At 66.4% G+C, this 19,826-nt stretch carries 14 protein-coding genes and 1 pseudogene; 6 read left to right on the plus strand and 9 right to left on the minus strand.

Features of this window, described 5'->3' with window-relative positions:
* Window positions 1–269: hypothetical protein (locus WS89_RS34970; protein ID WP_441294211.1), on the minus strand; the 269-nt coding region annotated here is incomplete at its 3' end.
* A 157-nt stretch (window positions 270–426) separates the two neighbouring features.
* Here WS89_RS34970 and WS89_RS33540 point away from each other — a divergent pair.
* From WS89_RS33540 to WS89_RS01275, 5 genes and pseudogenes are all read left to right on the plus strand, one after another.
* A pseudogene (locus WS89_RS33540) lies at window positions 427–2,982 on the plus strand (YadA family autotransporter adhesin); the annotation flags it as partial.
* Between the two features lie 120 nt (window positions 2,983–3,102).
* The gene (locus WS89_RS01260) at window positions 3,103–3,765 is read left to right on the plus strand and encodes an OmpA family protein (RefSeq protein WP_012493551.1); all 663 of its coding nucleotides are present in this window, start codon (window positions 3,103–3,105) and stop codon (window positions 3,763–3,765) included.
* A 387-nt stretch (window positions 3,766–4,152) separates the two neighbouring features.
* The gene (locus WS89_RS01265) at window positions 4,153–5,298 is read left to right on the plus strand and encodes a DUF2827 domain-containing protein (RefSeq protein ID WP_059789283.1); all 1,146 of its coding nucleotides are present in this window, start codon (window positions 4,153–4,155) and stop codon (window positions 5,296–5,298) included.
* 14 nt (window positions 5,299–5,312) lie between these two features.
* A complete protein-coding gene (locus tag WS89_RS01270; RefSeq protein ID WP_059789244.1) occupies window positions 5,313–6,467 on the plus strand; it encodes a DUF2827 domain-containing protein in 1,155 nt (384 codons plus the stop codon).
* Window positions 6,468–6,495: 28 nt separating this feature from the next.
* Window positions 6,496–7,632 (plus strand): DUF2827 family protein, encoded by a 1,137-nt coding sequence (locus WS89_RS01275; RefSeq protein WP_059789245.1) that lies wholly within the window; start codon window positions 6,496–6,498, stop codon window positions 7,630–7,632.
* Window positions 7,633–7,656: 24 nt separating this feature from the next.
* On the opposite strand, the gene WS89_RS01280 is transcribed toward WS89_RS01275, so the two are convergent.
* From WS89_RS01280 to WS89_RS01290, 3 genes are all read right to left on the minus strand, one after another.
* Window positions 7,657–8,073, minus strand: coding sequence for a hypothetical protein (locus WS89_RS01280; protein ID WP_059789246.1), 417 nt, complete (start codon window positions 8,071–8,073; stop codon window positions 7,657–7,659).
* A gap of 70 nt (window positions 8,074–8,143) precedes the next feature.
* Window positions 8,144–8,947, minus strand: coding sequence for an EAL domain-containing protein (locus WS89_RS01285; protein ID WP_034204160.1), 804 nt, complete (start codon window positions 8,945–8,947; stop codon window positions 8,144–8,146).
* 791 nt (window positions 8,948–9,738) lie between these two features.
* The gene (locus WS89_RS01290) at window positions 9,739–10,881 is read right to left on the minus strand and encodes a DUF2827 domain-containing protein (RefSeq protein ID WP_059789247.1); all 1,143 of its coding nucleotides are present in this window, start codon (window positions 10,879–10,881) and stop codon (window positions 9,739–9,741) included.
* A gap of 407 nt (window positions 10,882–11,288) precedes the next feature.
* On the opposite strand from WS89_RS01290, the gene WS89_RS01295 reads away from it, so the two are divergent.
* Window positions 11,289–12,608 (plus strand): galactosyl transferase GMA12/MNN10 domain protein, encoded by a 1,320-nt coding sequence (locus WS89_RS01295; protein ID WP_179949831.1) that lies wholly within the window; start codon window positions 11,289–11,291, stop codon window positions 12,606–12,608.
* Window positions 12,609–12,692: 84 nt separating this feature from the next.
* Here the strand turns inward: WS89_RS01295 and WS89_RS01300 are convergent, their stop codons facing one another.
* The 5 genes from WS89_RS01300 to WS89_RS01320 all read right to left on the minus strand — a co-directional run bounded on the left by WS89_RS01300 (window position 12,693) and on the right by WS89_RS01320 (window position 19,821).
* Complete coding sequence (locus WS89_RS01300; protein ID WP_059789249.1) at window positions 12,693–14,807, minus strand: phosphocholine-specific phospholipase C; 2,115 nt, start codon at window positions 14,805–14,807, stop codon at window positions 12,693–12,695.
* Between the two features lie 42 nt (window positions 14,808–14,849).
* Complete coding sequence (locus tag WS89_RS01305) at window positions 14,850–15,053, minus strand: hypothetical protein (protein ID WP_034204156.1); 204 nt, start codon at window positions 15,051–15,053, stop codon at window positions 14,850–14,852.
* 324 nt (window positions 15,054–15,377) lie between these two features.
* Window positions 15,378–17,372 carry an acetyl/propionyl/methylcrotonyl-CoA carboxylase subunit alpha gene (locus WS89_RS01310; protein ID WP_059789250.1) on the minus strand — a complete coding sequence of 665 codons (1,995 nt, stop codon included), beginning with the start codon at window positions 17,370–17,372 and terminating at the stop codon, window positions 15,378–15,380.
* 36 nt (window positions 17,373–17,408) lie between these two features.
* Window positions 17,409–18,194 (minus strand): enoyl-CoA hydratase/isomerase family protein, encoded by a 786-nt coding sequence (locus WS89_RS01315; RefSeq protein WP_059789251.1) that lies wholly within the window; start codon window positions 18,192–18,194, stop codon window positions 17,409–17,411.
* Between the two features lie 19 nt (window positions 18,195–18,213).
* Window positions 18,214–19,821, minus strand: coding sequence for a carboxyl transferase domain-containing protein (locus WS89_RS01320; protein ID WP_059789252.1), 1,608 nt, complete (start codon window positions 19,819–19,821; stop codon window positions 18,214–18,216).
* Between the last annotated feature and the right edge of the window lie 5 nt (window positions 19,822–19,826).

Here is a 19,826-nt window from a genome sequence, read left to right on the forward strand (position 1 = left end):
GCCAACAGCTCCATCACGTCGCTGTCCACGTCGACCTCGACGGGCCTGTCCACGGCCAACAGCTCCATCACGTCGCTGTCCACGTCGACCTCGACGGGCCTGTCCACGGCCAACAGCTCCATCACGTCGTTGTCGACCTCGACTTCGACTGGCCTGTCCACGGCGAACAGCTCGATCACGTCGCTCTCGACCTCGACCTCGACTGGCCTGTCCACGGCTAACAGCTCGATCACGTCGTTGTCGACGTCGACTTCGACTGGCCTGTCCACGGCGAACAGCTCGATCACGTCGCTGTCGACTTCGACTTCGACGGGTCTGTCGACGGCCAACAGCTCGATCACGTCGCTCTCGACCTCGACTTCGACTGGCCTGTCCACGGCCAACAGCTCGATCACGTCGCTCTCGACCTCGACCTCGACGGGCCTGTCCACGGCCAACAGCTCCATCACGTCGCTCTCGACTTCGACTTCGACGGGTCTGTCGACGGCTAACAGCTCCATCACCTCGCTGTCGACCTCGACCTCGACCGGTCTGTCCACGGCCAACAGCTCGATCACGTCGTTGTCGACCTCGACCTCGACGGGCCTGTCGACGGCTAACAGCTCGATCACGTCGCTGTCGACTTCGACTTCGACGGGTCTGTCGACGGCTAACAGCTCCATCACCTCGCTGTCGACGTCGACCTCGACCGGTCTGTCCACGGCCAACAGCTCGATCACGTCGCTCTCGACTTCGACCTCGACGGGTCTCTCCACGGCCAACAGCTCGATCACGTCGCTCTCGACTTCGACCTCGACGGGCCTGTCCACGGCCAACAGCTCGATCACGTCGCTCTCGACCTCGACTTCGACGGGCCTCTCCACGGCTAACAGCTCGATCACGTCGTTGTCGACCTCGACTTCGACGGGCCTGTCCACGGCTAACAGCTCGATCACGTCGTTGTCCACGTCGACTTCGACTGGCCTGTCGACGGCTAACAGCTCGATCACGTCGCTCTCGACCTCGACGTCGACCGGTCTGTCGACGGCTAACAGCTCGATCACGTCGTTGTCGACCTCGACTTCGACGGGGCTGTCCACGGCTAATAGCTCGATCACGTCGTTGTCGACTTCGACTTCGACGGGTCTGTCGTCGGCTAACAGCTCCATCACGTCGCTGTCGACCTCGACTTCGACGGGCCTGTCCACAGCCAACAGCTCGATCACGTCGCTCTCGACCTCGACCTCGACCGGCATCAGCTCCCTGTCCACCGGCCTGAGCAGCACGGACAGCACGATCCTGTCGTTGTCCACGTCGACCTCGACCGGCATCGGCTCGCTGTCCACCGGCCTGAGCAGCACGAACAGCTCGGTGTCGTCGCTGTCCACGTCGACCTCGACCGCGATCAACGCCGCGAAGACGCACTACTACAGCGTCAACGACAACGGCGTGCAGCAAGCCAACTACGCCAACGACGGCGCCACGGGCACCAACGCCCTCGCCGCTGGCGTGAACGCCAGCGCGGCGGGCGCCAGCAGCGTCGCAGTCGGCGACGGCTCGAACGCGCAGACGGCAGGCGCGGTCGCGATCGGCCAGAACGCATCGGCAACGGGAGGCAAGGCGGTATCGATCGGCTCCGGCAACACGGCGTCCGGCGACGGCGCGGTCGCGACGGGCGCAAACAACACGGCGACCGGCGACGGCGCGGTGTCCCTCGGCAACCAGAACACGGCAACCGGCGCCAGCGCGCTCGCCCTCGGCAGCTCGAACCAGGCCACCGCGGACAACACGATCGCGCTGGGCAGCCAGGCCACGGCCAGCGCCACGGGCGCACAAGCCTACGGCTCGGCCGCCAAGGCCACGGCCGCCGACGCGCTCGCCTTCGGCACGAACGCGCAAGCGAACGTCGCGAACTCGATCGCACTCGGCGCGAACTCGGTCACGGCCGCGGCGGTCGGCACCTCGAGCGCCACGATCGGCGGCGTCACGTACCCGTTCGCGGGCGGCTCGCCGGTCGGCGTGGTGAGCGTCGGCGCACAGGGCCAGGAACGCCAGATCACCAACGTCGCCGCGGGCCGGATCTCGGCCACGAGCACGGACGCGATCAACGGCAGCCAGCTGAACGCGACGAATAACGCGATCAACACGCTGTCGACGTCCACCGCATCGAACGTCGCGTCGCTGTCGACCGGCATCAACTCGCTGTCGACCGGCCTGAGCACGACGAACAGCAACGTGGCGTCGCTGTCCACGTCCACGTCGACCGCGATCAATTCGCTGTCGACGGGCCTCAGCACGGTGAACAGCAACGTCAACTCGCTGTCCACGTCGACCTCGACGGGCATCGGCTCGCTGTCCACCGGCCTGAGCACGACGAACAGCAACGTGGCGTCGCTGTCGACCGGCGTGACGAACATCAACAACCAGTTGAACCAGTTGTCGACGACGCTCAACAACAACACGACGCGTGCGGCGAACAACAACGGCATCGCGGCCGACATGAACGGCAAGGGCACCGACGTCCCGACCGTCACCGCCGGCTCGAACTCGGTGGCGATCGGCGCGGGTTCGAACGACGGCGGTCGCTCGAACGTGGTGTCGGTCGGCAGCGACACGCAGCAGCGCCAGATCACGAACGTCGCGCCGGGTACGCAAGGCACCGACGCGGTGAACGTGAACCAGCTGACGCAGGTGCAGACGACGCTGTCGACGGCACTGTCGGGCCAGCAGGCGCAGATCAACTCGTTGGGTTCGCAACTGCAGCAGACAGACCAGATGGCGAAGCAGGGTATCGCGGCCGTCGGCGCGATGGCGTCGATCCCGCAGCTCGATCGCGACGCCAACTTCGGGATGGGCGTGGGCACGTCGACCTTCCTCGGCCAGAAGGCGATGGCGGTCAACATGCAGGCGCGCATCACGGAGAACCTGAAGGCGTCGATCAACGGCGGTTTCAGCGGCGGTCAGAAGGTGATCGGCGCCGGCATGCTGTATCAGTGGAAGTAACGCGTCGCGCCGCCCGGCCGTTCGGCTCGCCGCCGGACGGCCCGCGGCTGCGACGACAGGACGAGCCCGCTGCGCGCCGCGCGGCGGGCCTCGGTCAACCCAAGCTTTAAGGACGTCACCGTGAACAAACTCGCTCTTGCGCTCGCGCTTTCCGCAACGGCCCTCGCCGCGTGCTCGACCGCATCCGGCCCGACCTTCAGCGCCTCAGAACTGCAGCCGCGCGACGGCGTGCGCACGTTCCAGGTGGACTGCCACGGCTTGCTGTCGGGCCCCCAGACCTGCATGAAGGCCGCCCGCAAGATCTGCGGCGACGAGCCCGTGCGCGCCGTCGACTCTGCCCGCGCGCTGCGCGACAAATCCGATCCGGCCACGCTGGTCTTCCAGTGCGGCGCCGCACCGGCCGAAGCGGCCTCGGCCGCCGAGCCGGCCGCCGCCGTGGTCGAACGCGTGAACCTGTCGGGCGACGCGCTGTTCGCCACCGATCACGCAACGCTCGCACCGACCGCGCGCGAATCGCTCGACCGGCTGTTGAGCGAGCGCGCCGATCGCACGTACTCGCAGGTGACGGTCACCGGCTTCACCGATTCGGTGGGCAGCGACGACTACAACCTCGCGCTGTCGAAGCGCCGCGCCGAATCGGTCGCCGCCTATCTGAAGGCGCACGGGCTGAAGACCGACTCGATGACGGTCTCGGGCCGCGGCAAGGCCGATCCGGTCGCCTCGAACGCGACACCGGAAGGCCGCGCCAGCAACCGCCGCGTCGAAATCCGGCTGCAGCACTGAGCCGCCTGCGGCCACCCATGCGGCCGCGCGATCCGACGGCCCACCGCACCGCGCCGGCAGGCCGCCGGACGACCGGGCGCCGCTTCGTCGGCGCCCGTTCCCGTTGGCCGGCGGCGATGTCAAAGTTCGTCACGCCCTGCCAAAACCGGCGGTTTCCATGCCACAATCGCCGGCAGACAGTTGCCGGGGCAACCTGCCCGACGCGAGCCGTGCGAGGCGTGCCGGCGACACGCCGGAATCCGGCTGCCGGCCGCGCGAATCCCGTCGCCCGATTCGCGCACGGCGGCGCACCGGCACGAATCCAACCATGACGATCCACGGCGCGCCGCTGCCGGCCAGACGCTCGACGCGATGCCCGGACGCACGACGCCGCAGAGGAAACAACCGGTGACGGACATCAATGAAACCGCCGCGAGCGGCACCCGCAAGCAACGGCCGGCTGTCGGCATCTCGCTGTTTGCGCGCGACGGCCAGGCGATCTGGGAGAACGGCATTCACCAGAACATCGCGTTCCTCGCGATGATGCTCAAGCGTTCGGATCGCGTCGGCCCCGTCTATTTCCTGAACGGCGGCGACGCCAACGCGCTGCCGGCCGGCCTCGAACTCGACGGCCTCGACGTCCCGCTCGTGAAACCCGCCGACGTCACGCACGAGCTCGACGTCGTGATCGAAATGGGCGCGCAGTTGCCGGTCGAATGGCTCAGGCACATGAAGGCGCTCGGCAAGAAGATCGCCGCGTTCTTCTGCGGGCACGTGTATGCGGGCCTGTGCGAAACGCCGATCTTCGGGAAGCCGTCGGGGCACGTGTTCAACGGCGCACCGTTCGACGAAGTGTGGCTGCTGCCGCAATACGACAAGACAGCCGCGCCGATGCTGCAGACGATCCTGCGCGCGCCCGTCCACCTGATGCCGCATATCTGGTCGCCGTACTTCCTCGAGCGCCGCGTGGCCACGCTCGCCGACGAAGGCGCGACGTTCGGCTATCGGCCCGGCCAGCGGCCGTGGAAGCTCGCGACGCTCGAGCCGAACATCTCGGTCGCCAAGTCCTGCCATTACCCGATGCTCGCGTGCGACGAGTTCTATCGCGCGCGGCCTGACGCGGTGCAGCACATGTTCGTCGTCAACTCGATGCACATGAAGGAACATCCGACCTTCGTGCATTTCGCGAACAGCCTCGATCTCGTGCGCCAGCACAAGGCGACGTTCGAACCGCGGCTCGACCTGCCGGGTTTCATGGCGCGTCACGCGGATGCGGTCGTGTCGCACCACTGGGAGAACGGGCAGAACTATCTGTATTACGACGTGCTGTACGGCGGCTATCCGCTGATCCACAACTCGACGCTGATCGGCGACGCCGGCTATTACTACCCGGACTTCGACTCGGCGGCCGGCGGCCGTGCGCTGCTCGAAGCGTGGCTGCATCACGACGAACGCCTCGACGACTACCGCGCGAGGGCGGGCCGGCTGCTGCAGTCGGTCTCGATCGACAACCCCGCGAACCTCGACGCGTTCGTCTCGCGTCTGGTCGCCTGAACCGGAGCATACGCATGTCGGACTCCAATGCCCGTCAAGCGCCCGGCGAGGGCAAGCGTCTCGTCGTCGGCGTGTCGCTGTTCGTGCGCGGCGCCGGCCAGTCACTGTGGGAAAACGGCATTTTCCAGAACTGCCTGCTGCTGATCCTGTTGCTGCGCCAGTCGCCGCTCGTCGCCGAAGCCGTGATGGTGAACGGCGGCGAACACGTTGCCGATCCGCAGATGATGCTCGGCGAGTGGGACGTGCCGCTGCTGTCGATGGACGAAGCGCTCGAGCGCTGCGACGTGCTGATCGAAATGAGCGCGCAGTTCGGCGCGGACTACCTGCGCACGTTCCGCGAGCGCGGCGGCAAGGTGGTCACGATGCGGGTCGGCAACGACTACGTGATCGACATCGAACGCGCGATGTTCGACAAGCCGTCGGGCTTCCTGTTCTCGGGCGCGCCGTACGACGCGGTATGGACGATTCCCGAGTTCGAGCGCTCGTGCCTGCACTACTACCAGACGGGCCTGCGTGCGCCGGTCACGATCGTCCCGCACATCTGGCACCCGATGCTGTTCGACAAGGCGCGCGCGACGCTCGGCGCCGGCTTGACGTTCGGCTATCGGCCCGGCAAGCCGCGCTGGCGCGTGACGATGTTCGAGCCGAACATCTGCATGGTGAAGACCAGCATCATTCCGATGCTGATCACGGAAGAGGCTTACCGCGCGAATCCGGCATTCCTCGAATTCGTGCGCGTATGCAACACGATTCACCTGAAGGATCACACGACGTTCATTCATTTCGCGAAGAGTCTCGACATCGTCGAGCACGGCATCACGACGTTCGAAAGCCGCTATGCGGTGTACGAGTTCATGGCCGCGTACGGCGATGCGGTGGTGTCGCACACGTGGGAGAACGCGCAGAACTACCTGTACTACGAGCTGCTGTACGGCGACTATCCGCTGATCCACAACTCGCCGTTCCTCGGCAAGGCCGGGTATTTCTATCCGGACTTCGACTGCCAGGCGGGCGGCCGCGCGCTGTTGCAGGCGTTTGCCGAGCACGACGCGAATCTCGACGCATACCGCGAGCAAGCGAAGCACGTGCTCGACTCGGTCAGCATCTACAACCCCGAGAACGTCGCGGCCTATACGGACGCGATCGCCGCGCTCTATCGCGACGCGTGACCTGTCCCCGCCCCACGGAGCCGATCCGATGAAACTCAATGTCGCGATAACGATGAACGTGCAGCGCGACGCGACGCAGTCGATCTGGTACAACGGCGCGAATCAGCACTGCGTGTACCTGTACATGCTGCTGAAGCAATCGCCGTTGATCGGCGAGGTCTGGCTCGCGCACGACGACGGCATCACCGAGTATCCGCAGGCGCTGATGATGGACGCATTCGGCGACGCGCTGCGGCCGCTGTCGGCCGTCGTTCACCGGACCGACCTGCTGATCGAGATGAATGCGTTCGTCGACCCGTCGCACACGGACGTCGTGCGCCGGCGCGGCGGCAAGTGCGTGTCGTACCGCTTCGGCAACGACTACGTGATCGCGGTCGAGACGATCAACTTCGAGAAGAACGACTGGCGGCCGAACCCGAACCGCGTGCAGTTCGACGAGATCTGGACGAATCCGCAGCACATGCATACGTGCGCCGCGTATTTCCAGGCCGTGTACCGCGCGCCGGTGATCGAGCTGCCGCACATCTGGTCGCCGTATTTCATCGAACGCAGCCTCGACGCGGATCCCGAACTGAAGGCGCGCTTCGGCTATCGCAATCACGGCCCGGCCAAGCGCATCGCGTTCTTCGAGCCGAACCTGAACGTCGTGAAGAGCGCGATCGTGCCGATGCTCGCCGCGAATGCGTGCTACGTCGAACACCCGGAGCTGGTCGAGCACGTGTACATGACCAACACGTTCGACAAGAAGGAAAACGTCGCCTTCAAGCATCTCGCGCTCGGGCTCGAGATGGTGCGAGACGGCAAGGCCACTGCCGACGTGCGCGCACCGTTCGTCGCATGGGCCGCGCATCACACCGACATCGTCGTGTCGCACCACTGGGAAAACGGCCTCAACTACCTGCTGTACGACGCGCTGTACGGCAACTACCCGCTCGTGCACAACTCGCCGTTCCTGCGCGACGTCGGCTACTACTATCCGGACTTCGAGATCTTCGATGCCGCGCGCGCGATCGCGACCGCCGCGCAGACGCACGACGCACGGCTCGACGACTACGCGGCAGCCGCCCGCCGCTGCCTGCATCGGGTCGACACGCTCGCCGAGCACAACGTCCGCGCCTATTCCACGCAGATCCAGCACCTGTTCGCCGGCCGCCCGCTCGGCTGAGTTCCTTCACACGCGTCGGTTGCGTTACGCCAGTACCCGATCGCCGCTTTGCGCGGCGAACGCGCGGCCATGCCGCCGCCCCATGCGCGCGAGCACCGCGAAACAACGGGTTGCCGACCGGCCTGCTCCGCCCGATTGCCTGACGAGGCTGTCGGATACGCCGCGCGCGATCGCCGACTCGTCGCCGCACGCGCCGGCGATGACGCCCGCGTAATAGTGCCGGGCCGCCAGCTCGCGGCCGCCCGCGTCGAGCGGGCTCATCCGCTGAATACGGCGCGCGACGATCGTCAGGCCATTCAGACAGGATGCGACGTCGAACGGCGCATCGGTCGATTCGGCGCCGAGTTGCCTCAGCATGTCGACCAGTTCGGCGATCGCGACCAGGTCGCGCGCATCGGCCGCCTGTGTGCCCGTTCCGCCTCCGGCTTTCGTTCCCGCCATGCCCACGCCCCTTTGCGATTCGTCCCGCTCCCGACGCACACGCCGCGCGCCGCCCTGCCCGTTCCCGCGGTCATGCGGCGGCCGGCGATCGCCATGAAAACCGGATGCCCTGCGCCCACGTGACGCCGGCATCCACGATGATCTGTCGGTCGGTCTCGCTTTCCACGCCTTCGACGACGACGTGCCGCGCACCTTCATGCGCAAACGCGATCAGCCGGCGGAACTGGTAGCGGCCGATCGCGTTGCGCTTGATCAGCGACAGGATCGAGCGGTCGAGCTTCACGATGTCGGGATTGCCGACCACCAGATTATTCAATGCACTGAAGCCGACGCCGAAATCGTCGATCGCGATCCGGCACCCGGCCCGCTGGAAGCGGGACACGAACGACCGGCCGGCGACCGGGTTCAGCGGCCCCGTCTCCGTAATCTCGACCACCAGCCGCGCCGCCACCGACGGCTCGCGCTCGAGCCGCCTGAAAATCGCCAGCCACGCGTCGTCCACGACCGCGCTTGCCGCCGCGACGTTGCAACCGTATACGGCGCCCGGATCGGCGCGCAGCGCATCGATCGTGCGGCCGACCACCAGCCGGTCGAACCAGCGCATCAGCCCGAGCGCTTCGAGGCGCGGCAGAAAGGCGAGCGGCGGCAGCGCATCGCGCTCGCCCCACCGCAGCCGCGCCAGGCATTCCTCGTACAGCACGCCGCCCGACAGGTCGGCGCGGCACACGGGCTCGCGCGCGAATCCGAGCCGGCTTTCGACGAAACTGCGCACCGACGCAAGATCGGGGTGATCGTCGGGTGCCCCGAACACGAGATCGATTTCGTTGCGATTCGCTTTCCGATTCGCCTCCTGGCGAGCTTCGACCGCATTCATCCGGCGCTCCGGCTAATGGCGAGCCGCCGATCGCGGCTCGACCTCAACACATAGGCGGAACGAGCCGACCTCGACGCGCTCCGCCGCCCACCCGGCCCATCCTGTATGTCGATTTTTTCCGGGGAGCGTACTGTTCGCTTCGGCGCCGTCAAATTCGATATTTTTACGCTATTCGATTATTTGAAATACACCACGCGTGCACGATACCGACAGTGCGACAGGTTACACAACGAGAATTGCAAGAACCCAAAATTCGAATCGTTTATCTTTTTCATCCAAACGGTTTTATCCGGATCGTCTTTTCCCGGATTTGCTCTCGGGCGAATCGGGACATCGCCGATTGTTCAGATAAATGCCGGTACCGCGAAGTGCCGCCCGCGCTCGATACGCCACTCGAAACATCGGTGTCCGAACATGCTGTCTCCTGCGCGAAACGTGCGCGAAACGTGCCGCCGCGCGCCATTCGATCATCGCAGCATTCAATTTTCACGTTTCAAACGACATTATTAAAATTCCAAACGGAATCAATCCTCGCCCAACCGATAATACCAATTTCAATTATATGAAGATTGTCGATTGAAACATATTTAACAATCCTTCCGACTTGTTAACCTATAAACTTGTTTTCGACGGACTTCCCTCGGAGCCGTCAATTTCGTGCCTTCGAAAACCGCCGAATCCATCGGGTTCGGCGGTTTCTTTTTTAACGGCACGATTTCGTCAGACATTAGGGCGGGACAAACCCGACGGCGGACGGCGGCGCAACGAACGTGCGCCGCGGCAACTCGGCGCTAGGCGGCCGGCGCGCCGATCAGGTTCGCGAGCAGCGCGTCGTACTCGGCGACGAGCGCCGGATTCGCCGACGTGTAACGGCCGAGGATCTCGCGCTGGCGCCGCGTATACGCTTGCCAGTCGTCGTCGTGCGTATGCAGCGCGCGCAGCAGCGCGTCGGCGCCCTGCTGCACGTCGTTGTCCGGATAGTAGTAGCCGAGATCGGGCGCGAGGCTCGCGTTGTGCACGAGCGGATAACCCTGCCAGCACACGTCGAAATAGAAATAGTTCAGCGGGTTCGACCATTGGTGCGACACGACGACATCGGTCAGGTCGGCCAGGAACAGCGGCGTGTCGAAGCGCCCGACGAAGCTCGCCTTGCCCGCGCGCACGATGTCCAGGTAATTCATCAGCATCACGAACTCGGGGCTGTCGTGCGCGAGGCGATCGGCGTTCGTCACGTGCGCGAAGCAGATCGCGTCGGGATCGCGGCGATACGCTTCGTCGATGATCAGCATCGGATACACGCAGAACTTCACGACGTCGTGGTTCGGCTCCATCACCGTGAGCCGCTTGCCGGGCTCGCTGCGCGGCCGGTATTCGCCGCGCTCGGGCAGCGACTGCGCGCGTTCGGTCAGGAACATCGGATCCCACACGAACGGCACGACGCGCCCCGGGCAGCGGCGCAGCGACTGCAGGAACGGCAGCGACGACGGCGCGATCTGCGGAATCGCCCATACCTCGTCGTAGCCGCGGTTGATGAACAGCGAATCCCACAGCCGACGGCCGAACAGGATCGACTCCATCACGTTGATGTACTCGACGCCGCAGCAATAGCTGACCAGCTTCACGCCGCGCGCTTTCAGATAGGCCGTCTGCTCGCCGTTGATCTGCCCGCCCAGCTCGATCACCACGTCGAGCGCATCCTTCATGTCCGCGAACGCGCGCGTGTCGTACACGTTGCGATCCCACGGCAGGGCGTCGGTGAGCGGCACGTCGGTCGTGTTGATCAGCGTCACGCGGTAGCCGTGCGGCGACGCCATCAGCAGCTTCGCGAGGAACAGCGCGTTCTGCTTGATGCCGTTGATCCACAGGCTTTCGTCGGGGGCACGCAATCCGATCGTGATACCGATGCGCAGGCCGGTCAGGACAGGAGACGTCATCGTCGGCGGGATGGAAGGTTGAACGGGGATGGCATCGGGCAGTGTAGCGCGCGAAGCGCCGCTCGCGTCAAGCGGCGGCAACCCGGCATTTTAGCGGAGGCAGCCGGCCGCACACTGTCAGGGATGGTCAGCGCGTGGCCGGGCCGGGCCCATCCGTCCGACCGTTATGCGATACTCGTGCCGCCCGGCGGCCGGTTTTCCCGGGACATTCGAGCGGGCAGCACGCTGCCTCGCCGCACCACGATCAAAACCAAGGCACACAGAATGGAACACGATGCCGCGCAAGGCTTCCAGGCCATCCATGACGAACCGGGGCGGCGCTCGCGGGAAAGCGTATCCGGATGGAGCCCCGAGCCGAAAAACGCCGCGCGGATCGTATGCGCGCTTCTCTGCGTTCGGGGTGCGCGATGATCGTCCTCAGTCATTTCAGCCAGCACGCGCCCGCGAGCCTCGATAACCACCGCTGGTACGCGCAGACGCATGGCTATCGTCACGAGATCGTCGACGCATCCGGCATGCCGCAAGCGCTGCCGTTGCGGCCGCTGCATCGCTACGAGTCGCTGCTCCACGTGCTGCGCGGCGCGCAACCCGGCGAACTCGTGCTGCTGCTCAGCGAAGACGCGGCGATCATCGAACCCGTCGCACTCGATCGCCTGATGGCCGGACGCGACATGCTGCTCGTCGACGCATTCGCATCGCCGCTGCCGCAAGTCGACGTGCAGATCTGGCGCAACACACCGGACGTGCGCGCGATCGCGATGCGGCTCGTGCAGCGCTGCAAGCTCGGCAGCGAGCCGAGGCTGACGTCGGAAGCCGCGCTCTTCGCGGATCTCGATACGCATCGCTACATGACGCCGATCGACGGGCTGTACGCGGTCATGCCGTCCGGCCCCGATCTCGATCCGATGTGGAGCCGCGAACCGACGTTCGCGATCAGCATCGACGACACGCCGCACGATCCCGAACGGAAAGGCGCGACGCCGCGCTTTCGCGACACGCTCGTCGCGTACGTCGATCGCTGCCGCGCTGCCGGCCGGCCGATGTTCGCGTTCGATCACGACGCCGTAGCGCCCGACGAAGCCGCCGAGCGCAGCACGTACAACCCCGGCCGTCCGATTGCGTTGATGATGCTGTACACGCCGAACATCGGCAGCTATGCACGCGTGGCCGAACGGAATGTCCGCCGCTACTGCGACGCGCACGGCTACACGCTCTACGTGCATCGCGACATTCCCGCCGAGATCGGGCTGAACGCCACGGGCAACTGGTTCAAGCCGTGGCTGCTGCACGCCTATCTGCAACATCACGAATGGGTCGTGTGGCTCGATGCCGACGTGCTGATCGCGAACCGGCAGCAACCGCTGGAACCGCTGCTCGAAGGGCGCGATTGGCTGCTCGCGCAGGACCTCGGCCAGTGGGCGTTCAATTCGGGCGTGATGGCGTTCCGCCGCACCGAACGCAACGACGCGATGCTGCGCGACCTGATGACGACGATCGCCGCGCTGCACGACCGCTCGAGCGTCTATGCGAGCGATGGCGACCAGTTGCATTTCATTCGCGCGATGGAGCGCGACGGACAATTGCAACGCGAAGGCGTGGCCGATCTCGTCAGCCTCAACACGCCCTGGCTGTTTCGCCGTGCGGACAGCTACATCGTGCACTACTACGGCATGTGGTCCACGATGCGGGCGCTGATGATGGCGCACGACGACGGGCTGCTGCCCTGACGCCGCCGCAACGTCGACGATCGGCAAACCCGACGCGCCGGCCGGATTCAACCGGCCGGCGCGTCGTCGCATCGGTTGCCGTCGTCAGATCGCCGTGATCGTCGGCGCGACGGCCGCGGGGTCGGTGATGCTCGGCTTGCCGGTCTCGACGTGCCCCGCGATGCGGCGCATCCAGCCGGCATTGCCCGCCACCGCGAACTGCAGGTCGTACCAGTGGCTGCTGCACGACAGATCCCAGTGCGCTTCGATGCGCTGGCCGGCCGGAACCGTCAGCGTGCGCGCCGCGCCGCCGTACGCGACGTCGGTCGCCGTGACCGTCAGCGGGCTGGCGCCCGCATTGGCGATCGTCACGTAAACATCGCCATTCGCGGTGTCGTAGCACGGCGTGATTTCAGGTTTGGCCGCCGCATCGGCGGCCGCCGACCCCGCGAAGCGCCGGAAATAACCGTTCGGCCCCCACACGCTCACCAGATAGTTGCCGTTCGCATCGAGCGCCCACGTATCGTTCAATTGCTTGCCGGCTTCGACCGTATAGCGGCGCGGCATCGCAGTGGGGTCTCCCGTATAGACCCAGAAGTGCGCGCCCTGCGTGCCGGTATTCGCGAACGTCAGCGCGTAGCCTTGCGCCTGCAACTGGCCGGTGACATGCAATTCGTACGGCAGCGCTCGCGCCGGCCGCGTACCCGGTTCCTGCGCGGTCACGACCTGCTGCGCGGTGCTGGCCGGCGCGGTCTGCGACGATGCGCGCGAGCATTGCAGGTCGGCCTGCGCGACATAGGCCTGCGTGCTCGGCAGGGTCGGCAGCGTCGCGTCCGATTTCGAGAAGTCGAGCGCCGACGTCAAGTCGCCGCAGATCGCACGACGCCACGGCGAAATGTTGGTTTCCATCACGCCGAAGCGCTTCTCGATGAATTGCAGCACCGACGTGTGATCGAACACCTGCGAGCACACGAAGCCGCCCTTCGACCACGGCGACACGACGAACATCGGCACGCGTGGGCCGAGGCCGTACGGCAGGTTGTCGGCCGTATAAGTGCCGGCTTGCGTCGACGTCACGACGTTGTGCCGCTCGAGCGACACGTCGACGGTGCTCATGCCGGAGCCCGGCAGCGTCGGCGCCGACGGCGGCACGACATGGTCGAAGAAGCCGTCGTTCTCGTCGTACATGATCAGCAGGACCGTCTTGCTCCACACGTCCGGATTGGACGTCAGCGCATCGAGGATCGTCGACAGGTAGTACGCGCCGTACAGCGGCGTGAATTTCGGATGCTCCGAATACGCGGCGGGCGGCAGCAGCCACGACACTTGCGGCAACGCATTCGCCTGCACGTCGGCCTTCAACTGCGTGATCGGACGCGTGCTCATCCCGCGCGTCTGCAGCGACGAACCGGCCGGCGCATTCACGAAGTTGCTGAAGCACGCCAGCATGTTGGTGCCGTAGTTGCCGGTGAAGTTGTCGAACCCGGTGCCCTGCTGGTAGATCTGCCACGAGATGCCGGCTTTTTCGAGCCGTTCCGGGTAGGTCGTCCAGTTGAAGGGCGGCAGCTGGACCTTGTCGAACTGGTTGTCGATGTAGTCGGTGTTGTCGAGCAACGGGCCGCCGCCCGTGCCGAGCGGATCGACCATGCCCGTCATCAGGTACATGCGGTTCGGGTGCGTGTTGCCCGGGATCGAGCAGAAGTAGTTGTCGCACACCGTGAACGCATCCGCGAGCGCGTAGTGGAACGGGATGTCGTCGCGAACGTGATAGCCCATCGTCATGTTCGACTTCTGCACGGCCCACTGGTCCGCGCGGCCATTGTCGATCGCGCCGTGCGTCGTCGCCCACGTGTGCGGCAGGCCGCCGATACATTGCGCGTTGACGCCCGGATTGGTCGTGTCGTAGCGGAACGGTGCGATCACGCTCGACTTGTCTTCCTGGCGCGGCTGGAACCACACCGGCTTGCCGTTCGGCAGCGTCACCGGGAAACGGTCGTTGTAGCCGCGCACGCCGCTCAGATGACCGAGGTAATGGTCGAACGAGCGGTTCTCCTGCATGAACACGACGATGTGCTGCACATCCTGGATCGTGCCCGTCACGGTGTTCGGCTCGATCGCCAGCGCCTTGCGGATCGATTCCGGAAGCAGTGCGGTGGCGGCGGTCGCGCCGGCGAGGCCGGCCGAGAACTTCAGAAAATCGCGTCGCGAATGGATGGCCATGCTGGTTGCTCTTGATGGGTTTTCTGGAGGGAACGACCGGTATCAGGAAGCGGGCGACGAAGCAGGTGCGGTGAAACCCGGCGGGCAGCGCATCTGCGCGGTGGCGACCACGGCGCCGCCGCACGCGGCCTTCTGCTGCGCGACGGGCGCGGCGGGTGCGGTCAGGTCGTCGTTGCAGGCGCCGAGCAGGGCGGTCAGCGCGATCAGGCCGGCGACCGCGAAAGGCCGTAGGGCCGACGTTCGCATAACGGTTCTCCGTGAGGATGACGACGTGACGCAGGCGCGAACGCCGCGCCGGTCATATCGACGCCGAGATGCTATGTTCGACTTGTTACACGACGGTGTCGAGTGGCGGGAAGATCGAGGTGCCCGCAACGCGCAGCGCGCGGGGATGTGGCGGGAGCGGCGAAAGTCGCAAGTATTTCGAAAGATTTGCGCGAATTACGCGTACTGCTTCGTGCGTCCTCGATACCGACGCCGCGCTGTGGCGACGACGGCGAATGACGAAATGCTTTCGTGCGGGCCGGTCGCCGCCGCAGCAACCGGCCCGCGTATGGTCGCAAGACCCGCTCAGCCCTCCGCCATCATCAGCAACTGCGCACCGTCCGAGACCTGATCGCCGACGCCGTACAGCACTTCCGCGACGACGCCCGCGCGCGGCGCGCCGATCGTGTGTTCCATCTTCATCGCTTCCATCACGATCAGCGGCGTGCCGGCTTCGACCTTCTGGCCCGGCTCGACCAGCACCGCGATCACCTTGCCGGGCATCGGCGCGGTCAGGCGGCCGCCGCCCTGCTCCGCGTCGCCTGCATGCGCGAGCAGGTTGCGCCATTCGAACGTCTCGGCCGCGCCCTGCGTGAACACATGGAACGTGTCGCCGTCCGCATGGACGCGGCCGCTGCCGCGCACGCCGCCGAGCGTCACGTCGAAATCGAGCGGCGTGGCGCCGCGCGTCCATACGAACGGTTGCGCGGCCGCGTCGCCGATCGCGATGCGCGTGCCGTCGCCGTCGTCCTCGTACGTCACCGTCACGTCCGCTTCGCGATCGGGCGCGTGCCATGCGAGCGTGCGGCGATAGCCGCCGTTCAGCCGCCAGTCCGGCAGCGCGCTCCACGGCGATGCGGCCTGCGTTGCCCCGCGTTCGCGGGCAAGCAGCGCCGCGCATGCGAGTGCGAGCGCCGCACGCGGCGGCTGTTGCGGCGCGAACAGCGCATCGTGATTGCGTTCGATCAGGCCCGTGTCGAGATCGGCCGTCGCGAACGGCTCGCATGCGACGATCCGCTGCAGGAACGCGGCGTTCGTATGCAGGCCGACCACCTCGCACGCGCGCAGCGCACGCAGCATCAGGCCCAGCGCTTCCGCGCGGTCCGCGCCGTGGACGATCAGCTTCGCGATCATCGGATCGTAGAACGGCGTGATCGCATCGCCTTCGCGCACGCCGCTGTCGATGCGCACCGCCGCACCGATGTCGAACTCGACGCCGGCCGGCAGTCGCAGGTGCTTCAACGTGCCCGTCGACGGCAGGAAGCCGCGCGCGGGATTCTCCGCGTAAAGGCGTGCCTCGAGCGCATGGCCCCGTACACGCAGCGCCTCCTGCTTCAGCGGCAGCGGCTCGCCTGCCGCGACGCGCAGTTGCCATTCGACGAGATCGAGCCCCGTGACCATCTCGGTGACCGGATGCTCGACCTGCAGGCGCGTGTTCATCTCCATGAAGTAGAACGCGTCGCCCGTCATGATGAATTCGACGGTGCCCGCGCCGACATAGCCGACCGCGCGCGCGGCCGCGACGGCCGCTTCGCCCATCGCCTGGCGCACGTCGTCGTGCAGCCCCGGCGCCGGCGCTTCCTCGAGCACCTTCTGGTGACGGCGCTGCACCGAGCAGTCGCGGTCGAACAGGTACACGGTATTGCCGTGCGTGTCGCCGAACACCTGCACCTCGACGTGGCGCGGACGCGTCAGGTATTTCTCGATCAGCACGCGATCGTTGCCGAAGCTGCTCGCGGCTTCGCGCTGGCACGACGCGAGCGCCGCCGGGAAATCGTCGGAGCGCTCGACCACGCGCATCCCCTTGCCGCCACCGCCCGCGCTCGCCTTCAGCAGCACCGGATAGCCGATCCCGTCGGCCTCGCGATGCAGCCTGGCCGCGTCCTGGTCGTCGCCGTGATAGCCGGGCACGAGCGGCACGGCGGCCGCGTGCATCAGCGCCTTGGCGGCAGCCTTCGATCCCATCGCCGCGATGGCGTCGACCGGCGGCCCGATGAACACGATGCCGGCCGCCTCGCATGCATGCGCGAAATCTTCGTTCTCCGACAGAAATCCATAGCCGGGGTGAATCGCCTGCGCGCCGGTCGCTCGCGCGGCTTCGATGATGCGCTCGATGCGCAGGTAGCTGTCTGCTGCGGCCGCGCCGCCGATGTGCACGGCTTCGTCGCATGCGGCCACGTGTTTCGCATTCGCGTCCGCGTCGGAATAAACGGCGACGCTCGCGATCCCGAGACGTTTGCACGTCGCGGCGACGCGGCACGCGATTTCGCCGCGGTTGGCGATCAGAATCTTGTCGAACATGGCTTCGATGTCGTCCGGAAGGTTGGGGTCACGCGATCATTCACGCCACGACGGCGTGCGCTTTTCGAGGAAAGACGCGATCCCTTCGCGCGCTTCCGCGCCGGCGCGGGTCTGCGCGATCCAGTCGGCGGTCTGCTCGATCAGCGTCGCGTCGAGCGCGCGGCCGGCCACGTCGGCGACGAGTCGCTTGCACGCCCTCACCGCGTCGGGGCCGTTCGCGACGAGCGTCGCGGCCAACTTCGCGACCGTTTCGTCGAGCGCGTCGGCCGGCACCGCATCGTGAATGAAGCCGAGCGACGCGGCACGCGTGCTGTCGAACACCTCGGCCGTCGCGAAGTAGCGGCGCGCCGCGCGCTCGCCCATCGCACGGACGACGTACGGCGCGATCGTCGCGGGAATCAGCCCGAGCCGCGCTTCCGACAGGCAGAACTTCACGCCGTCGGCGGCGATCGCAATGTCGGCCGCCGCGACGAGGCCCACGCCGCCCGCATACGCATCGCCATGCACGCGCGCGATCACCGGCTTGCCGCAGCGATAAATCGCTTCGAGCATCCGCGCGAGCTTGCGTGCATCGGCGCGGTTCTCGTCGGCCGAGTAACCGGCCATCTTCTTCATCCAGTTCAGATCCGCGCCCGCGCAGAATGCCGCCCCTTCCGCGGCGAGCACGATCGCGCGCACGCCTTGGTGCGCGTCGAGCCATTCGAACGCGGTGGTCAGCTCGGCGATCGTCGTCTCGTTGAACGCATTGCGCACGTCGGGCCGCGCGAGCGTGACGGTCGCCACGCGGCCGGCTTCGCTTACCTTGATCGTTTCGTATCGCATCGGTCTGTCCTCCCGGGCGTTACATGCGGAACACGCCGAAGCGCGTGTCGTCGATCGGCGCGTTCATCGACGCGGCAAGGCCGAGCCCGAGCACGTCGCGCGTCTGCGCGGGATCGATCACGCCGTCATCCCACAGCCGCGCGCTCGCATAATACGGATGGCCCTGGCGCTCGTACTGGTCGCGGATCGGCTGCTTGAACGCGTCCTCTTCCTCGGCCGACCACGACCCGCCCTTCGCTTCGATGCCGTCGCGGCGCACGGTCGCGAGCACCGACGCCGCCTGTTCGCCGCCCATCACCGAGATGCGGGCGTTCGGCCACATCCACAGGAAGCGCGGGCCGAACGCGCGGCCGCACATCCCGTAGTTGCCGGCGCCGAACGAGCCGCCGATGATCACCGTGAATTTCGGCACCTTCGCATTCGACACGGCCGTCACCATCTTCGCGCCATGCCGCGCGATGCCTTCGTTCTCGTACTTGCGCCCGACCATGAAGCCCGTGATGTTCTGCAGGAACACGAGCGGAATCTTGCGCTGGCAGCACAGCTCGATGAAATGCGCACCCTTCACGGCCGATTCGGAGAACAGGATGCCGTTGTTCGCGACGATCCCGACCGGATGGCCCCAGATGTGCGCGAAACCGGTGACGAGCGTCGTGCCGAAGCGTGCCTTGAATTCATCGAACTCCGAATCGTCGACGATTCGCGCGATCACTTCGCGCACGTCGAACGGCTTGCGCGTGTCGACCGGGATCACGCCGTACAGGCTCTTCGCATCGTAGCGCGGCGGCTTCGGCTCGCGCAGCGCGACCGGCGGCGCGATCTTCGGTGCGAGATGGCCGACGATGTTGCGCGCGATCGACAACGCGTGCGCGTCGTTCTGCGCGAGATGATCGGCCACGCCCGACAGGCGCGTGTGCACGTCGCCGCCGCCAAGATCCTCCGCGCTCACTTCCTCGCCGGTCGCGGCCTTCACGAGCGGCGGCCCGCCGAGGAAAATCGTGCCCTGGTCCTTCACGATGATCGACTCGTCGCTCATCGCCGGCACGTACGCGCCGCCGGCCGTGCACGAGCCCATCACGACCGCGATCTGCGCGATCCCCGCGGCCGACATCGTCGCCTGGTTGAAGAAGATGCGGCCGAAGTGATCTCGATCGGGAAACACGTCGTCCTGGTTCGGCAGGTTCGCGCCGCCCGAATCGACGAGATACACGCACGGCAGCCGGTTTTCCGCGGCGATTTCCTGCGCGCGCACGTGCTTCTTCACGGTGATCGGATAGTAGGTGCCGCCCTTGACCGTCGCGTCGTTGCACACGATCACGCATTCGCGGCCAGCGATGCGGCCGATCCCGGTGATGATGCCCGCGCCCGGCGCGTCGTCGTTGTACATGCCGTTCGCGGCGAGCTGCGACAGCTCGAGAAACGGCGCGCCCGGATCGAGCAGTTGCGCGATGCGCTCGCGCGGCAGCAGCTTGCCGCGCGCCAGGTGCTTGTCGCGCGCGGCCTGGCCGCCGCCCTGCGCGAGCTGTTCGATCTTCGCGCGCAGGTCGGCGACGACCGCCTCGAGTGCCGCGGCGTTCGCGCGGAAGTCTTCCGAACGCGGGTTCAGTTTCGATTCGATGATCGGCATCGACG

Source organism: Burkholderia sp. MSMB1072 (assembly GCF_001524725.1).
GTDB lineage: Bacteria > Pseudomonadota > Gammaproteobacteria > Burkholderiales > Burkholderiaceae > Burkholderia.